Below are 15,390 nucleotides of genomic sequence, written 5' to 3'. Positions count from 1 at the left end.
TTTTAAGGGTTAACAACGTGCTGTATTTTGCATGGCTAAAAGCGGAATATCTAAGCCTAAACTCACCTTGTCTATTTGAGAAGGAAATAACATGTCTTCTAAAAATGAATGCTGGGTATTCACCATAGTGATAATATCAATGTTATGGGTTTTGATATAGGTGGTAATGGTCTCGGCAATGCTTTTACCGTCTTCAATAATAAAATTAACAGCATTATCGGCCAAGGTATCTGCGATAAAGGCCTTATTGTCTTCTTGGCGTAAGGATAGTTTTTGATGTTTAGAGACATATAAAACGTCTATACTGCTGCGGTAAGATTTGGCAAATACAGAGAGTAATTTAAGCTCTCGTCGCTTATAAGGCATCATATAATTTGTAGGGAATAAAATACGTTTGGGCTGTGTATTGTTGTAGTTGGATGGGATGGCTAACACCGGACATTGCACATATTTTAAAACCTGAAATGTCTGACTTCCAAATAAGATATGGCGTTCATCCGATTTACCTTTGGTGCCCATAACAATGAGATCGATATTTTTAGAATCTGCAATACGATTAGCTTCTTCTACAAGCGTATTATTGGCAGAAATGGTATGGTAAGTAAAACGAGGATTTGGAGACATCGCATTCACTTTTTTTAGGAGTTGCGCTAAATCGGCTTCAGACTGCGTTTTGACGCGTTGTAGAACGTCATCAAAAACCTCGCGAGACGTTAGATCATCATGATCATAAAATTCATTCTGATAGGCATGCATAAAATAGAATACCGCTTTTTGATATTTAAAATATTCTAAAGCATATGAAATAGCATTCATTGAATTGTCTGAAAAATCGGTAGGAAGTAAGATTGATAACATCACACAAGGTTTTAAATTAGTAGCTGTATAAATATAACGAATTGATTATCATAAATATATGATATATGTCAGTCGGGGTATTTTCAAAATCTTCAGCAAAACGCCAAAGCGCTAAATTGTCCGTATCGGAAGACAAGCCAGAAAGGCGCATAAAAAAAACACCCAACAAGATATGTTGGATGTTTTCCTGATTAATAGCAATTGGATGATAACAATCCAACAATCAACGTTATACTTAAATAACATTATGAAGGTAGCGCAAAGGCGGTAAATAAAGTATGATAAATATCAGTGTTAGCACAAATAGAAGGAAATTTTAAATTAATTGATCTTTATGCTTAAGTGATGATTAAAAGGCATTTAATGTCCTTATTACGATAAGGTAAAATCTAAAGCTGAGGTTTTAAGAGGTTTTTGGGGATGACATTTAAATCTTAAGGGAACTGACTTATATCATTCTTTATATCAGTTGGTTCTGTTACATTTAGTGTTATTAAACTAGAGAAGCTATGACAAAGAAAATGACTATATCGTTTTATCGCAATTTAGGAAAGCTCTTTTATGCCATTGCTGCTGTTGATGGTGAGGTGAACCCGAAAGAATTTACAAAATTAAAAACGGCTGTTAAATCCCACTGGTTAGAAGTCGATGAGATTGAAGATACCTTTGGTACGGATGCCGCTTATCAAATAGAAATTGTATTTGATTGGCTTAATGAAGTTGAAAATTTTGAGGCCCAAACCTGTTTTGAAGACTTTGTAAGCTACAAAAGAGCGCAAGGCCATTTGTTTACAGAACCCGTAAGAAAACTCATTATGGAAACAGCAACGGCTATTGCCTATGCCTTTTCGGGGGTTAATAAATCGGAATTAAGTCTTCTGGCTAAATTAGATATGGAGCTGAAGAAAATATAAATCTGCTAAGCATGAATGTAAACTTAAATATCGGTCGTGTTTTAGGAGCGCAACTCAAGGTGCATTGGACTTTTTTTCTCCTCATTATCTGGATTGTGGTCCATGAGCTTCAACGCGGAGGTCATGCATCAAGTGTGCTTTTTAATATCGCCCTTGTTTTTGCTATTTTTATCGGTGTTATTTTACATGAATTGGGGCACGCGTTTATGGCCAAACGCTTTGGGGTGAGAACAACAAAAATCACCTTGCTTCCTATTGGTGGTATTGCCCATTGGAACCCACGTGAAATCCCTCCTAAACATGAAATTTTAATTGTACTAGCAGGCCCGTTCGTTAATTTGGTTTTGGCGCTCCTTTTGTATTTTACCATTCCAATACACAGCTTATACCGTCAGAGTTTTACAGATGCTTACGAGGTGTTTGCAAGTTTTTCATTTCAAAATTTTCTATTTTTTATATTCCTCATTAATGCAGGTTTAGTGCTTGTTAATATGTTACCAGCGTTTCCATTAGATGGAGGGCGATTGTTACGAGCCTTATTAGGCTTAAGATTAAAACCCGCTAGGGCAACACAGATGGCCACGAGTCTTGGTCAGGTCATTGCAATTGCGTTTTTATTATTAGGCTTATTGTATCATCCGGTATTGATTTTTATAGCGCTATTTATAATTTTTGGCGCTTATACCGAAAACCTAAATGTTCAACATACCACCTTACTTAAAGGGCATACCGTAGAGGAAGCTATGCTCCTTAATATAACCACGTTCAAGCCCAAGGATTCTATAGATCTAGTGGTTAATACGATTATTTCGGGCACGGAAATTAATTTTATTGTTGTTGAATCTGGGCAGATTAAAGGGCTATTAAACCACGGAAAAATTATAGCGCATTCCGCAAAAAATGTATTGGTTGAAGCGGTGATGGATCCTGAGTTTCAAACCGTCAATGCTTCAGATGATCTTAGCGTGGTTTATCCACTGATATACGCCCATAAACAAGCTTTATTTCCTGTAATACATCAAGGGCGATTGCTTGGCGCTATAGATGCTATAAACTTGAACGAATACATTGCCCTCCAAACTAAATTAACTTATAAACTATGAAGGTATTTCTCTACAGTTGTAGTCTGTTTTTAATCGTAGCCTGTACAAATCAGCGCGATAATATTCAACCCAAAATACAAACATTAACAGCGTCTGTGTATGCCTCGGCAATGGTTCAGCCCGATAGCATGTATCAAGTTTATGCGGTGGTCTCCGGAATTTTAGATCAGGTTTTTGTAGAAGAAGGGGATGTGGTGGTGAAGGACCAGCCCTTAATTCAGATCACCAATAAAACTTCAAAATTAAATAACGATAATGCGCAATATGCGCTTGAATTGGCTAAGGACAATTACAGCGGAAATGCGGCGGTGCTTACCAGTCTTGAAGAAGATATTGCTATGGCGCAATTGCAATATAAAAATGACTCTATAAGTTTTTTTAGACAAAAAAATCTTTGGGAAAAACACATTGGCTCCCAACAAGATTACGATACTAAAAAGTTGCGCTATGAACTTGCTTTAAGCAGTTTGAAACGCATGGAAAATAATTATAATAGTAAAAAGAATGCCTTGCAGGTGGCCCTTAAGCAAGCGCAGATCCATTATAATGCAACAGTGGTTACGACGAATGATTTTTTGGTGAAGAGCAAGATGAATGGCAAAGTGTATGCCCTATTTAAAGAACCTGGAGAAATTGTGACTACCGCAGCGCCGATTGCCGCTATTGGGAGTGTGAATCAATTTGTCATTCAATTGTTAGTGGATGAGGTTGATATTGTTCAGATTGCCCCACAACAAAACGTACTGATGACCTTAGAAGCTTATGCGGATAGAGTATTTAAGGGGAAGGTGTCTAAAATTTACCCTAAAAAAGATGAACGTAATCAAACCTTTATTGTAGAAGCTGTTTTTGACCAAGCTCCAAAAATTCTATATCCAGGTCTTTCAGGAGAGGCCAATATTATTATAAGCCAGAAAAAGAACGTGCTTACCATACCCAAAGCTTATTTACGAGCAGACAATACAGTAGAAACCGATGCGGGGATTGTAGAGGTGGAAACGGGAATGCAGAATTTAGAAGCGGTTGAAATTCTATCCGGACTTACAAAAGGGACCACGATCTATAAACCCGAGCCATGAACAATTGGAACATCATATTAAACATCGCTAAAACCCATTTGTTAACCAAAGCGAAGCAAACCTTTATTGCGGCTTTAGGCGTCACTTTTGGTATTGGCTCCTATATTACTTTAGTCTGTTTTATGACGGGTTTAAATACCATGCTCGATAATTTAATGCTGAACCAAACCCCACATATCCATATTTATAATGAAATAGAGCCTTCAAAAGTACAGCCTATAGCATTATACGAAGAGTTTAGCCAAAGTCTTAATGTGGTGCGGTCCATTAGACCCAAATTAACTCAGAAAAAAATCCACAACGCTTTTCCTATTATAAAATATTTAAACCATCATGAGCAGGTGAGAAGAGCGCTTCCTCAGGTGAAATCGCAAATATTTTATATGGCCGGATCTATAGATATTGGAGGCATCCTTATTGGCGTCAATCCGCTTGAAGAAGCTGAATTTTTTAATATGGCCGACTATATCGTTGCAGGATCTGCCGCCGCCTTAAATCAAACAGAAAATGGCGTTTTACTCGGCATCGGAATTGCTGAAAAAATGGCTTTAAAGGTGGGCGACCGCGTGCAGGTGAGTCCTGTAAATGGTAGTGTGTTTTCTCTAAAAATTGTTGGGCTGTACCAAAGTGGTATTGCCGATTTAGATGCGGTACAAAGTTTTACAACCTTAAAAACGGTGCAACGTGTTTTAGGCGAACCCAACAATTATATTACGGATATTAATGTGAAATTATACGATATTGAAAACGCTATTCCCTTAGCGCAGCATATAGAAAAAGAGTTTCAACTTACAGCACTCGATATTAAAACGGCAAATGCACAGTTTGAAACGGGGACCACCATCCGGAATCTAATTACTTACGCCGTTTCCATTACGCTATTGATTGTTGCGGGTTTTGGGATTTATAATATTCTTAATATGCTTATTTATGAGAAAATGAATGATATCGCCATCTTAAAAGCAACCGGATTTTCGGGTAGAGATGTACAGCTTATCTTTATAAGTCAAGCTATGATTATAGGTTTAGTGGGCGGAGTTTTAGGCTTGTTAATTGGTTGGGGACTTACAACCCTTATAGATCATGTGCCTTTTAATACCGAAGCCTTACCAACCATAAGCACTTATCCTATAAATCAGGATCCGTTGTACTTTGTGATTGGTTTTTTGTTTGCTATGTTTTCAACCTTTCTCGCGGGATATTTACCAGCATTAAAAGCTAAACATATAGATCCGGTAAAAATTATAAGAGGGCAGTAGTATGGACATTGTTTTAGAAGCTAAACATATCGACAAATATTTTAGAAAACCTGTAGACTTTCATGTGTTAAAGGCTATTAGTTTTCAAATTAAAAAAGGCGAATTTGTATCTATTATGGGGAAATCGGGATGTGGAAAATCGACCTTACTCTATATTCTTTCTACCATGGATACAGATTATGAAGGCCAATTGTATCTCAACGGCCAATTAGTCCCCAAACAAAATCAGGAGCACTTGGCCTATTTGAGAAATAAACACATTGGGTTTGTTTTTCAGTTTCATTATTTACTCTCAGAATGTACAGTCTTAGAAAATGTGATGCTTCCGGCTAAAAAACTCGGCGAATTCCCCCTTCCACAGATAAAAATAAATGCTTTAGAAAAATTAAAAATGCTCAATATTGAACATTTGGCGTATAAAAAAGCCTCTCAAGTTTCAGGTGGCGAAAAACAGCGTGTTGCCATTGCCCGAGCCTTAATTAATAATCCGACGCTTATTCTAGGAGATGAACCGACAGGAAATTTAGATAGTCATAATGCCCAAAATGTATTCAATATTTTTAAAACCTTATGTACAGAGCAAGGCTTGTCGTTGTTAATTGTAACCCATGATGAGGATTTTGCTAAGAAAACCGACCGTATTATTGAAATGGAAGATGGTATTATACGGTCTTGAATCTCAAGAAGGTGATATATGTCATTGATAATATTGGAGTTAAGTGTTATCTTTAGATTGTAAATTTTAAATCATAACGTTTTGATTAGTTTTAGAACACGACCTAAAGGAAAGTATATACAGCAAGCCTCATGGCAAGATTTGTATATTTTAACGGAGAAATGGGAACACGCCATTGAGTTTCAGGTGCAGGAAATTGAATTTCTAGAGCGTCTAATTGAAGCTTATTTTATAAAATTATTACTGCAAGAAAATTTAGACGATTTAATTATGCTTCAGCGCGATCTAGCGACTGCGCATACCCAGGCAAAACGCTTATTAGAGCGCACGCAGATACACATGACGCATATTATTGATCTTTTAGATAGTTCGTTGGCTCTAGATGCGGAAGCTTTTAGAACACAACATGCCGTGTTAGAGGACCACACTTCAGATTTTGTAGATGTGGTAAAACAATTACGCTTTTCGGCATTTAAACTCACCAAAAGTGTTTTAGATAAAGATAAGCCGAAGTTTTTATGGAAATATAATTAAACCACAGTTATGAAAACCTTACAAGACATACAGACCCAAATTGTTCAATTAACCACAAATATTGAAGTCAATTATCCGGAGCTCTACAGGTCTCTAGAGGAATCCCCAAGCACCTTGGTTTCTAACCCACACCCTAGTATTACGAGGGCTATTATGCAAGACTATCTCAATGGATTAAAGCAAGTTTTAAAACAGTATCTAAAAAATCATAACTCAAAATAATGGCATATATAGATTATTATAAGGTCTTAGGCGTAGCAAAAGATGCTTCAGAAAGTGCTATTAAAAAAGCCTACCGTAAACTTGCGCGAAAATTTCATCCTGATTTAAATCCCAACGATAAGGAGGCTGAGCAAAAATTTAAAGCGATTAATGAAGCTAATGAAGTGTTGAGTGATCCTGCTAATCGTAAAAAATATGACGAATACGGGGAACATTGGCAAAATGCTGAAGCTTACGAAGCGGCCAAACAGCAGCAAAGGCAACAGCGAAGTGCACAAGGCTCACAGACTTATGGAAATTATACTGAAGAAGATTTTTCAGACTTCTTTGGCAATATGTTTGGAGGTGCGGGCTCACAAAGTGGAGGTCGGCAAGTGCGTTTTAGAGGACAAGATTTTAATGCCCAGCTTCAACTGAACCTTCAAGATGTGTATAAAACCCATAAGCGAACATTAACGGTAAATAATAAAAACATAAGAATTACCATTCCCGCTGGGGTAGAGAACGGTCAGGTTATAAAAATTAAAGGTCACGGCGGGCCGGGTGTTAATGGCGGGCCTAATGGCGATTTGTATATAGAATTTTCTGTGCTTAACAATTCGCAATTCCGAAGAGATGGGGCACATTTATATCTTACCGTAGATCTAGATTTGTATACAGCCTTGCTTGGCGGTGAAATTACCGTGCCTACTTTTGATGGAAAAGTGAAGTTAAAGGTGAAGCCCGAAACCCAAAGTGGAACCAAAGTAAAACTAAAAGGTAAAGGCTTTCCTAAATATAAAAAGGAAGACCAATTTGGTGATTTATTTGTGACCTATAAGCTGAAACTCCCCGAGAACCTGAGCGCTAAAGAAAAAGAATTATTTACAGAACTTTCAAAAATGCGATAATTATGGACAGCACCAAGTTAATTTCAATTCGCCAATTTTGTATCTATTACGATGTGCCTTTAAAGTTTATAACGGCCTTAAATGAGTATGGCTTAATAGAATTTACCATTACCGAAGAAGAGCATTACTTACATACCAACCAACTCCATACCATCGAAAAAATGATGCGCTTGCATTACGATTTAGATATTAATTTAGAAGGCATCGATGCCATACACAATCTCCTAAAACAAGTTGAGCAATTACAAGATGAGGTTCGCACTTTAAAAAACAAACTAGAAGCTCATCAAAACAGCTAAGGCACTTTCATGGTTGTATTAAAATTGAGAAGTGATTCTTTTTTCTTTTGAATATAGCAATGCGGTGTAAAAGGAATAGCCAGGATCTACAAGCCCAAGGTTATAACCCGTTTCAACTTTTAAAGCGCTATAACTTCAGAAGATTAGCTTATGAGAAACAGTAGATTCTACGTATAAAAGTTTATTTTTATAAGAGCTAATAAGATCAATAGATAGCTTAAAACGGGGTCGTTATGACGCTGAAACCTAAACGCTTTATTATCCATGAGCACCAAAACACATAAAACACCTGCAGCGCTTCAAATTTTCGGAAAAAAAACAGAATTGTATTTTGCAATCCTAGGCGGCGTGTTTTTAATCATCGGTTTTATTTTAGAAAAATGGACGACGTTAGATTTTGTGGTATTTGGGCTGGCTTATATTCTAGCCTATATTTTTGGTGGTTTCTTTATCAGTGTAGAGGCCACAAAAAAACTTCCTAAAGGCGAATTTGATATTGATTTTTTAATGATTGCGGCGGCTGTTGGAGCGGCTTATATTGGGAGCTGGGCAGAAGGCGCTTTATTACTTTTTCTTTTTAGTTTAGGACATGCTTTAGAGCATTATGCTATGAATAAGGCCAAAAAATCCATTCAAGCTTTAGGGAATCTGACCCCAAAAACAGCAATTGTTAAAGAGAACGGCCATTTAGAAGAACGGCCTATTGAGACTTTAAATTTAAAAGATGTTATTGTGGTAAAGCCTCATACCAAAATTGCGGCAGATGGTGTGGTGATCAAGGGGGCGAGTAGTGTTAATCAGGCTCCGATTACGGGAGAAAGTATGCCTATAGATAAGACCAGTTTCACAAATGTTGAGGTTTTACCCGCTTTTGAAGATTTAGATCGTAAACATGTGGTGTTTGCCGGAACCATTAATGGTGATGAGAGTCTTGAGGTTTTAGTCCTTAAATTATGTGCAGATTCTACCGTATCGCGTTTGGTAAAAATGGTTAGTGAGGTGGAAACTCAGAAATCGCCAACCCAACGCCGAACTAAGAAATTTGAAAAATGGTACGTCCCCGTGGTTATAACCGTGGTGTTTTTATTGTGCTTTGCGTTTTTAATTCTACCAGAAAGTTTTAATGAGAGTCTTTACAGAGCCATTACTGTTTTAGTGGCAGCAAGTCCTTGTGCGCTTGCCATTTCTACACCTAGTGCGGTTTTAAGCGGTATTGCGAGAGCGGCGCAAAAAGGCGTTCTGATTAAAGGCGGAAAGGCTCTTGAAGATTTAGGGGTGATTTCAACTATCGCTTTTGATAAAACCGGAACCTTAACCGTAGGAAAACCCAAGTTAACCCACCTCATTCCTTTTCAAAATTATAGTCTAGAAACTTTAGCGCAGGTGGTATTAGAGGTAGAAAGTCTTAGTAATCATCCCTTGGCGAAAGCCATTGCTGTAGATTTAAAGGCGAAGTTTAATTTAGAAATTACCGATAAAGCTTCGCAAATGAAAGCGATCCAAGGAAAAGGGGTTTCTGCAATTTTTGAAAGTCAAGACGTTTATATTGGTAATTTAAAACTGATGGAAACCTCAGGAATTGCCGTGAGAGATGCTGTAAAAGCTGAAATGGAGGGATTGCTTCATAGTGGGCACACCGTTATGTTGGTGGCACTTCAAAATCAAATAATCGGTTTAATTAGTGTTATGGATGTGCCACGGAAAACGGCGGCTTCAACCTTAAAACGTTTAAAAGCAATCGGTATTAAGCACATGATAATGCTTACCGGAGACCATCAAAATGTGGGTGATACCATTGCTAAGCAAATAGGACTTACCGAAGCCAAAGGGAATTTACTACCCGAAGATAAAGTGGCTTCCATTAAAACCTTGTTAGAGCGCGATAAAAAAATTGCCATGGTTGGCGATGGTGTTAATGATGCACCGGCTATGGCGTTAAGTACCGTAAGTATTGCTATGGGAGCTGCAGGAAGTGATGTGGCTTTAGAAACCGCAGATGTTGCTCTAATGTCCGATAAAATTGAAAATTTACCCTTTGTAATTGGGTTAAGTCGGGCTTCTAAGAAAATTATCAATCAGAATATATTTATCAGTCTTGGTGTGGTTATTTTGTTGGTACCAGTAACGATTTTTGGGTGGACCAGCATTGGTGTTGCCGTGGCTTTACATGAGGGCTCTACCATAGTGGTGGTGCTAAATGCTTTACGTTTGTTAGGGTTTAAGAACGATTAAGTTTAACACCGCTTTTCTGGAGTCTAAGATTACTGATATTCCTCATAATTAAAATCCTAATAAAGCTCTAAATTTAGGGTATGCTGTCTGTTGTATTTGTTTTAATATGAATTTGTTAGGTGGTGTGTGAGAACAGTAGTTGTAATAGACTACCTGTTGTATTCTTAGAGTTAATACCGTAAAATCATGAAATACTTTTATATTCTTATTGTCGCCATAATGTTATTTTCCTGTAAAAATGACCCTACTTCTAAACCGGCTATTCACGAAGCGCTTCCGCAAATATCGGACAGCTTAAAAGTGGATACCACAGCATTTGAGGATAAGGATATGAAAGTTTTAGATAAAGCTTTCACTATTGAACTTAAGCAAAAAGAACTTATTGAAAAAGAGGATGAAAGTCATGATCTTGAAACTTTTATTACCAGTAAAACGGAATACATAAAGCAAAAGGATTATACGATTAATTTTACTTATCCCGTGTTGAGTGAACAATTGTATCCGAGGAGTCAAAATTTTAATCAATTTATTCAAACCTATTACGCGAATATCGCACAAACAGAAACAGATATTTTACAACATAAAGCATTATGCGATAGTATTGAAGCTTCAAAATTTAGAGAAGAACGCTTTATAGATTATAAAATTTATGATGTAAATGATCAGTTGGTAAGTGTGTTGTTTTACAAGGAGAATTTTTACTCCGGAAGTGTGCATCCTACCTATGCTTTTGAGGCTTTTAATTTTGATTTTGAACGTGGGGTCTTTATGACCTTTAAAGATTTCTTTTTACAAGATTCTGAAGAAGAACTCGTACGTCTTATTAATAAAACCATTAGAAAGGAAATTCTAGCCAGTAATATGTATTATGATTGTTGGGAAATTTCTTTGGATGATTTTTTACTCAGTAAAGATAATTTTGTGCTCAATGACACCTATGTGGAGTTTTATTTTGATGATTGTGTTATCTGTCCTTCCTATACCGGCACCTATTCTATAGCGCTTCCATTAACGGATCTGCTTGCTGTATTAAAAAAGTTTGAAGCGAATCCACTTGTGTTTTAGAGCATCAATAGGGTTTTAGAAGAAGTTTTTTAAATTTTGATTTTCAGATGTTTATACTTCTTAAGGCCACAGTATTAACATTTTCTTATCAGTATTCGCATCAAAGATTGAATGAAATGCATCAAGTCTAATGTGTTTGTAGTCATAATTTTACATTGTGAAAACGGAGTAACCGCACAACGGTTGAACTCTAAAAGTTCACTTAATCAATGTATAATCTATAAAATGAAAATTATGAAAATTAGAAAGACAATAGTGACGATGATGTTAGCTTGTACCACGGTATTTACATTCGCTCAGAATAAAGATGATATGCGTGTAATGAAAGACGCAAAAAAAGCAAAGATGACTTTAAAGAGTGCCGATAAAGGATTAGAAAAATTCTTTAAAGAATCTTCGGGATATGTTATTTTTCCTAATGTAGGGGAAGGAGCCTTAATCGTCGGAGCAGCATCGGGTAACGGTGTATTATATGAAAATGGAGTAGCAACCGGAATGGCATCAATGAAAAAATTAGATGTCGGAATGCAAGCCGGAGGAGAAGCGTATACCCAAGTTATCTTTTTTGAAAATGAAGCCGCTTTAGATGAATTTAAAAATGAAAATTTCGAATTTTCAGCCGAAGCTAAAGCAGTCATTGTAGATAAAGGTGCAAGTAAAAAAGCAAACTATGATGATGGTGTTGTAATCTTTGCGAAGTCTAAAGCAGGTGCTATGGCAGATGCTTCTGTAGGTGGACAAAAATTTAGTTATTCAGAATTTTAAGACATAACCGCTTACCAATAATAATGATAAAGGCCGATTGTTTCAATCGGCTTTTTGTATGCCGTAACAGGAGCTTTTTAAGGTTTTTAGTCATAAACTAAAGACCGTTTTTACTTTTTATAAGTGCTAAATAGCTTACAAAAGTTAATTTAAATTTAGCAGGTCTTCGAATATTACAACGATGCAGTAGACCATATTGCTAAAAATATAAGTTCATTTTATGAATAGATTAAAATAACATAGTGATTAATGCGAAATTTAATATTAAATTTGAATTATGAGCGTTAAAGCATTTAGTGACGCAATGTTATAAATTAAAGAATGAAATTATTTTTAAAATTTGATTTTACTAAGATTTGCAACGTGCTTTTAGAGGAAAAGTTAAACGCTTGCAATTTTAAATACCAACAAACTGCTTTTGGAGAAGTGGAGATCTTAGAACAAATCTCTGAGCAGCAGCTTGAAGCTTTTAATAAAAGTATTCAAGATTATGGTATATATGTCATTGAGGATGCCAAGAAAATTATGGTTCAGAAAATTAAAGATGCCATTACGGATATGGTCTTTAATGAAGAGAACGATATAAACGTTAAAACTTCTGTGTTTCTCGCCGAGAAACTAGATCAAAGTTACAGTTATCTGTCTAATCTATTTTCAGAGGTGACCTATACGTCCATTGAGAATTATGTCATTTTACAGAAAATAGAATATACCAAAACCTTATTGATCAATGAGGAACTGTCACTAACAGAAATTGCTTATAAATTAAATTATTCAAGTGTCGCACACTTAAGTAAGCAATTTAAAAACACTACGGGAATTACCCCTTCAGCCTTTCAACGTATTATAGCCAAGCGGAAAGAAAGCAGAATAGACTAATTAAGAAGAAATACGTTTGAAATTATGAATAAGGAATACATCAATATAGCCTTAGCCGACGATGATGAAGATGATAGGTTCTTTTTTACGGAAGCTTTTGAAGAATTAAAAATAAAAAATAGAGTATCTACCTATAAGGATGGGATAGAATTAATGGCGCATTTAGAAGCCACAGATTTACTCCCCGATTTGCTGTTTTTAGATTTAAATATGCCTAAGAAATCTGGGATAGAATGCTTAAAAGACATTAAAGCCAATGCCAAATTTAACGATATTGTCATTGCTATTTATTCCACCTCGTCTTCAGAAGAAGATGTTGAAAAAACCTTTGTTCTAGGGGCTAATATTTATATTAAAAAACCTAATGACTTTGAGAAATTAAAGAAAGTACTCTCAGAGGTGGTGACCACCAATTGGCAGTATCATACCAGTGGTTTAAATAAAGAAAACTTTTTATTACGTTTATAATCTATGTTCATAACTCCTAGTAGTCTTTTAAAAATTGTATTTGGTGTAGGACTCTTTGTTATTTTATGTATTGGTGGTTTTACCTACCAACACATTGATGCTTTGTCAGAGTCTACAGAAATCGTTAAAAAAACGTACAAATTAAGAGTGGAGTTAGAGAAAATAATCTCTAATCTAAAAGACGCTGAGCTAGGGCATAGAGGCTATTTATTAACGCACGATTCTATTTTTTTAGAACCTTACTTTCAAAGTGAAAAGAAAGTGGAGCGCAGTCTCTTAACATTAGATTCCTTAATTGTTAAGAATAAAATTCAGCGTAAAAACTTTGAGCAACTTAAGAAAGACATTGTTAAACGCTTTTTAATTTTTGATAAGTCTTTTGATATTGCAGAAGATAAGCTCATCTTAAGTAAAGGCCTACTGGTTTTATTGCATGATGGTAAAATAAAAATGGATCGCATTAGGAATGATATTTCTGTGATGCTGGTCTATGAGAATAAATTGCTTCTCAAAAACCAAAAGAAGAGTGAACAGGCCTTAGGACTTACACCGTTATTTTTATACGGTATTTTAATTTTAACCCTAGTGCTTCTCCTCGTGGCTTATGCCAAAATTAATAGAGATTTAACGGTGTTAAGAGAAACTAATGAAGATCTAAACGTCTTTAAGAAGCTTACAGAACAAGCTGAGGTGGTAAGTAAAAGTGGTACGTGGATCTGGAATATTGATGAAAACACCTATCATTTTTCAGATAACTTGTATAAACTTCTGGGGGCAGAGCCTAATAGTTTTGAACCTAATCTAGAAAATCTTTTTGAATACGTTCATGAAGAAGACCGTAACATTTTAGGACAGCAGGTTAACCGTATGATTAAGTACGAAGCCTTACCCTTTGTAAGTTATAGAGTGGTGCAACCTAATGGAGAAATTAGGCACTTAAAAGCCCATGCGAAGCTGATAGAAAATGGATTTGAAGGCAAGCAATTACTAGGGGTAACCTTAGATGTTACAGATGAGTTTAATAACTTCAAGCTTATTGAAGAGCGTAATTTAGAACTGGAACGTAACAATAAGGAATTATCGGCTTTTAACTATGTAGCCAGTCATGATTTACAAGAACCTCTTCGGAAAATTCAAACCTTTATCTCGCGTATAGAAGCTAAAGAACGAGAGAATTTATCTGAAAAAGGACAGTTTTATATCGATAAAATAAAGTCGTCTTCATCAAGAATGCGAATGCTTATCGAAGATTTACTGCAATATTCGCGTACCAATAATTCTGAAAGTGATTTTAAGACTGCTGATATGAATGAGCTCTTAGACCATGCTCAACAAGAACTTTCGGATAGTATAGAAGACAAAAACGCTAAAATTATTAGTGATACCCTACCCATGTTAGATGTGGTAGCCTTTCAAATACAACAACTGTTTATTAACTTAATTAGTAATTCGCTTAAATATTCTAGGGAAGGAGTAACGCCAGTGATTGTAATTCAACACTCAGAAGTGCTCACTAACGATGTTAAGCTACTTAAGAAGTCCTTATTTAAATACCATCATAAAATAGTGTTTAAAGATAACGGCATTGGCTTTGAGCAAGCTTATGCTTCTAAGATCTTTGAATTGTTTAATAGGTTACACGGTAAATCTGAATATTCTGGTACAGGGATTGGCCTGGCCATCTGTAAAAAGATTGTTGAAAATCATCACGGTGTCATTGTGGCTAGTGGCGAACCAAATGTAGGAGCTACGTTTACTATTTATCTGCCCTTTATAAAGTAAAATTGCTGGTTTTCGTGAAATCATATAAGAAAAAATGAAAATTGTATAACACTTTTTATCTCTTCTTATAAGAACTTTGTGAGTAGTTATTTTGCTCTCTCATCATATTAAGTTTATCGCACCCTCCCTTTTTAGATTTATATATTTTGTTAAAGCTAATAACTTTAATAAAAAATGTTTTATCCGCTATGAAGACCCTACTTTACATATTTCTAGTATTGCTTGTCATTACATGGGCGTTCGGATATTTTGTGTTTTCTCTAAATTCTAAAATCCATTTGCTCCTTGTTTTTGCCGTTGTAATTTTAATTGCTATCAGTAAAAAAATTCCCAATTTTTAATACGCTCCAAATTTAAGCTTCAGA

The 15,390-nt window shown here is 35.8% G+C and carries 17 protein-coding genes; 16 read left to right on the top strand and 1 reads right to left on the bottom strand.

All coding sequences use genetic code 11. From position 1 onward, the window contains the following. Positions 1–9: 9 nt before the first annotated feature. Positions 10–858 carry a universal stress protein gene (locus ACFQ13_RS09585; RefSeq protein WP_386116676.1) on the bottom strand — a complete coding sequence of 283 codons (849 nt, stop codon included), beginning with the start codon at positions 856–858 and terminating at the stop codon, positions 10–12. 509 nt (positions 859–1,367) lie between these two features. Between ACFQ13_RS09585 and ACFQ13_RS09580 the strand changes: the two genes are divergently transcribed. From ACFQ13_RS09580 to ACFQ13_RS09505, 16 genes are all read left to right on the top strand, one after another. Further along, positions 1,368–1,772: a hypothetical protein gene (locus tag ACFQ13_RS09580; RefSeq protein ID WP_386116673.1), complete on the top strand. Its 405-nt coding sequence runs from the start codon at positions 1,368–1,370 to the stop codon at positions 1,770–1,772. Between the two features lie 11 nt (positions 1,773–1,783). Further along, positions 1,784–2,875, top strand: a complete 1,092-nt coding sequence (locus tag ACFQ13_RS09575) for a site-2 protease family protein (protein WP_386116669.1) — start codon at positions 1,784–1,786, stop codon at positions 2,873–2,875. Then, on the top strand, positions 2,872–3,954 hold the full coding sequence (locus tag ACFQ13_RS09570; RefSeq protein ID WP_386116664.1) for an efflux RND transporter periplasmic adaptor subunit: 1,083 nt from the start codon (positions 2,872–2,874) through the stop codon (positions 3,952–3,954). The genes ACFQ13_RS09575 and ACFQ13_RS09570 overlap by 4 nt, the downstream gene beginning before the upstream one ends. Beyond that, complete coding sequence (locus ACFQ13_RS09565) at positions 3,951–5,213, top strand: ABC transporter permease (RefSeq protein WP_386116662.1); 1,263 nt, start codon at positions 3,951–3,953, stop codon at positions 5,211–5,213. The genes ACFQ13_RS09570 and ACFQ13_RS09565 overlap by 4 nt, the downstream gene beginning before the upstream one ends. 1 nt (position 5,214) lies before the next feature. Next, positions 5,215–5,889, top strand: coding sequence for an ABC transporter ATP-binding protein (locus tag ACFQ13_RS09560; protein ID WP_386116659.1), 675 nt, complete (start codon positions 5,215–5,217; stop codon positions 5,887–5,889). A gap of 81 nt (positions 5,890–5,970) precedes the next feature. Beyond that, positions 5,971–6,423 carry a hypothetical protein gene (locus ACFQ13_RS09555; RefSeq protein WP_386116656.1) on the top strand — a complete coding sequence of 151 codons (453 nt, stop codon included), beginning with the start codon at positions 5,971–5,973 and terminating at the stop codon, positions 6,421–6,423. A gap of 9 nt (positions 6,424–6,432) precedes the next feature. After that, a complete protein-coding gene (locus tag ACFQ13_RS09550) occupies positions 6,433–6,645 on the top strand; it encodes a hypothetical protein (RefSeq protein WP_386116653.1) in 213 nt (70 codons plus the stop codon). Then, on the top strand, positions 6,645–7,535 hold the full coding sequence (locus ACFQ13_RS09545; RefSeq protein ID WP_386116650.1) for a DnaJ C-terminal domain-containing protein: 891 nt from the start codon (positions 6,645–6,647) through the stop codon (positions 7,533–7,535). The genes ACFQ13_RS09550 and ACFQ13_RS09545 overlap by 1 nt, the downstream gene beginning before the upstream one ends. Before the next feature lie 2 nt (positions 7,536–7,537). Beyond that, a complete protein-coding gene (locus ACFQ13_RS09540; RefSeq protein WP_386116648.1) occupies positions 7,538–7,834 on the top strand; it encodes a chaperone modulator CbpM in 297 nt (98 codons plus the stop codon). Between the two features lie 264 nt (positions 7,835–8,098). Beyond that, entirely contained in the window at positions 8,099–10,066 is a 1,968-nt protein-coding gene (locus tag ACFQ13_RS09535) for a heavy metal translocating P-type ATPase (protein ID WP_386116645.1), read from the top strand. Between the two features lie 186 nt (positions 10,067–10,252). Next, a complete protein-coding gene (locus tag ACFQ13_RS09530) occupies positions 10,253–11,131 on the top strand; it encodes an RsiV family protein (RefSeq protein ID WP_386116643.1) in 879 nt (292 codons plus the stop codon). A gap of 234 nt (positions 11,132–11,365) precedes the next feature. Further along, positions 11,366–11,896 (top strand): lipid-binding SYLF domain-containing protein, encoded by a 531-nt coding sequence (locus tag ACFQ13_RS09525; protein ID WP_386116641.1) that lies wholly within the window; start codon positions 11,366–11,368, stop codon positions 11,894–11,896. Between the two features lie 321 nt (positions 11,897–12,217). Further along, positions 12,218–12,775: a helix-turn-helix domain-containing protein gene (locus tag ACFQ13_RS09520; RefSeq protein ID WP_386116639.1), complete on the top strand. Its 558-nt coding sequence runs from the start codon at positions 12,218–12,220 to the stop codon at positions 12,773–12,775. A 24-nt stretch (positions 12,776–12,799) separates the two neighbouring features. After that, positions 12,800–13,243, top strand: coding sequence for a response regulator (locus ACFQ13_RS09515; protein WP_386116637.1), 444 nt, complete (start codon positions 12,800–12,802; stop codon positions 13,241–13,243). A 3-nt stretch (positions 13,244–13,246) separates the two neighbouring features. Beyond that, on the top strand, positions 13,247–15,025 hold the full coding sequence (locus ACFQ13_RS09510; protein WP_386116636.1) for a CHASE3 domain-containing protein: 1,779 nt from the start codon (positions 13,247–13,249) through the stop codon (positions 15,023–15,025). A gap of 188 nt (positions 15,026–15,213) precedes the next feature. Then, a complete protein-coding gene (locus ACFQ13_RS09505; protein ID WP_114308722.1) occupies positions 15,214–15,366 on the top strand; it encodes a lmo0937 family membrane protein in 153 nt (50 codons plus the stop codon). Positions 15,367–15,390: the final 24 nt, after the last annotated feature.

Origin of the sequence: Winogradskyella rapida (genome assembly GCF_042675845.1) — a bacterium.
Lineage (GTDB): Bacteria > Bacteroidota > Bacteroidia > Flavobacteriales > Flavobacteriaceae > Winogradskyella > Winogradskyella rapida.
This window is presented reverse-complemented; position numbering and strand designations above follow the sequence as displayed.

Coding starts and splice junctions, on each gene's coding strand:
- ACFQ13_RS09560 (WP_386116659.1), top strand. CDS start 5,215: ATGGACATTGTTTTAGAAGCTAAACATATCGACAAATATTTTAGAAAA.
- ACFQ13_RS09525 (WP_386116641.1), top strand. CDS start 11,366: ATGAAAATTAGAAAGACAATAGTGACGATGATGTTAGCTTGTACCACG.
- ACFQ13_RS09505 (WP_114308722.1), top strand. CDS start 15,214: ATGAAGACCCTACTTTACATATTTCTAGTATTGCTTGTCATTACATGG.
- ACFQ13_RS09520 (WP_386116639.1), top strand. CDS start 12,218: ATGAAATTATTTTTAAAATTTGATTTTACTAAGATTTGCAACGTGCTT.
- ACFQ13_RS09585 (WP_386116676.1), bottom strand. CDS start 858: ATGTTATCAATCTTACTTCCTACCGATTTTTCAGACAATTCAATGAAT.
- ACFQ13_RS09545 (WP_386116650.1), top strand. CDS start 6,645: ATGGCATATATAGATTATTATAAGGTCTTAGGCGTAGCAAAAGATGCT.
- ACFQ13_RS09550 (WP_386116653.1), top strand. CDS start 6,433: ATGAAAACCTTACAAGACATACAGACCCAAATTGTTCAATTAACCACA.
- ACFQ13_RS09515 (WP_386116637.1), top strand. CDS start 12,800: ATGAATAAGGAATACATCAATATAGCCTTAGCCGACGATGATGAAGAT.
- ACFQ13_RS09535 (WP_386116645.1), top strand. CDS start 8,099: ATGAGCACCAAAACACATAAAACACCTGCAGCGCTTCAAATTTTCGGA.
- ACFQ13_RS09530 (WP_386116643.1), top strand. CDS start 10,253: ATGAAATACTTTTATATTCTTATTGTCGCCATAATGTTATTTTCCTGT.
- ACFQ13_RS09510 (WP_386116636.1), top strand. CDS start 13,247: ATGTTCATAACTCCTAGTAGTCTTTTAAAAATTGTATTTGGTGTAGGA.
- ACFQ13_RS09540 (WP_386116648.1), top strand. CDS start 7,538: ATGGACAGCACCAAGTTAATTTCAATTCGCCAATTTTGTATCTATTAC.
- ACFQ13_RS09565 (WP_386116662.1), top strand. CDS start 3,951: ATGAACAATTGGAACATCATATTAAACATCGCTAAAACCCATTTGTTA.
- ACFQ13_RS09575 (WP_386116669.1), top strand. CDS start 1,784: ATGAATGTAAACTTAAATATCGGTCGTGTTTTAGGAGCGCAACTCAAG.
- ACFQ13_RS09580 (WP_386116673.1), top strand. CDS start 1,368: ATGACAAAGAAAATGACTATATCGTTTTATCGCAATTTAGGAAAGCTC.
- ACFQ13_RS09570 (WP_386116664.1), top strand. CDS start 2,872: ATGAAGGTATTTCTCTACAGTTGTAGTCTGTTTTTAATCGTAGCCTGT.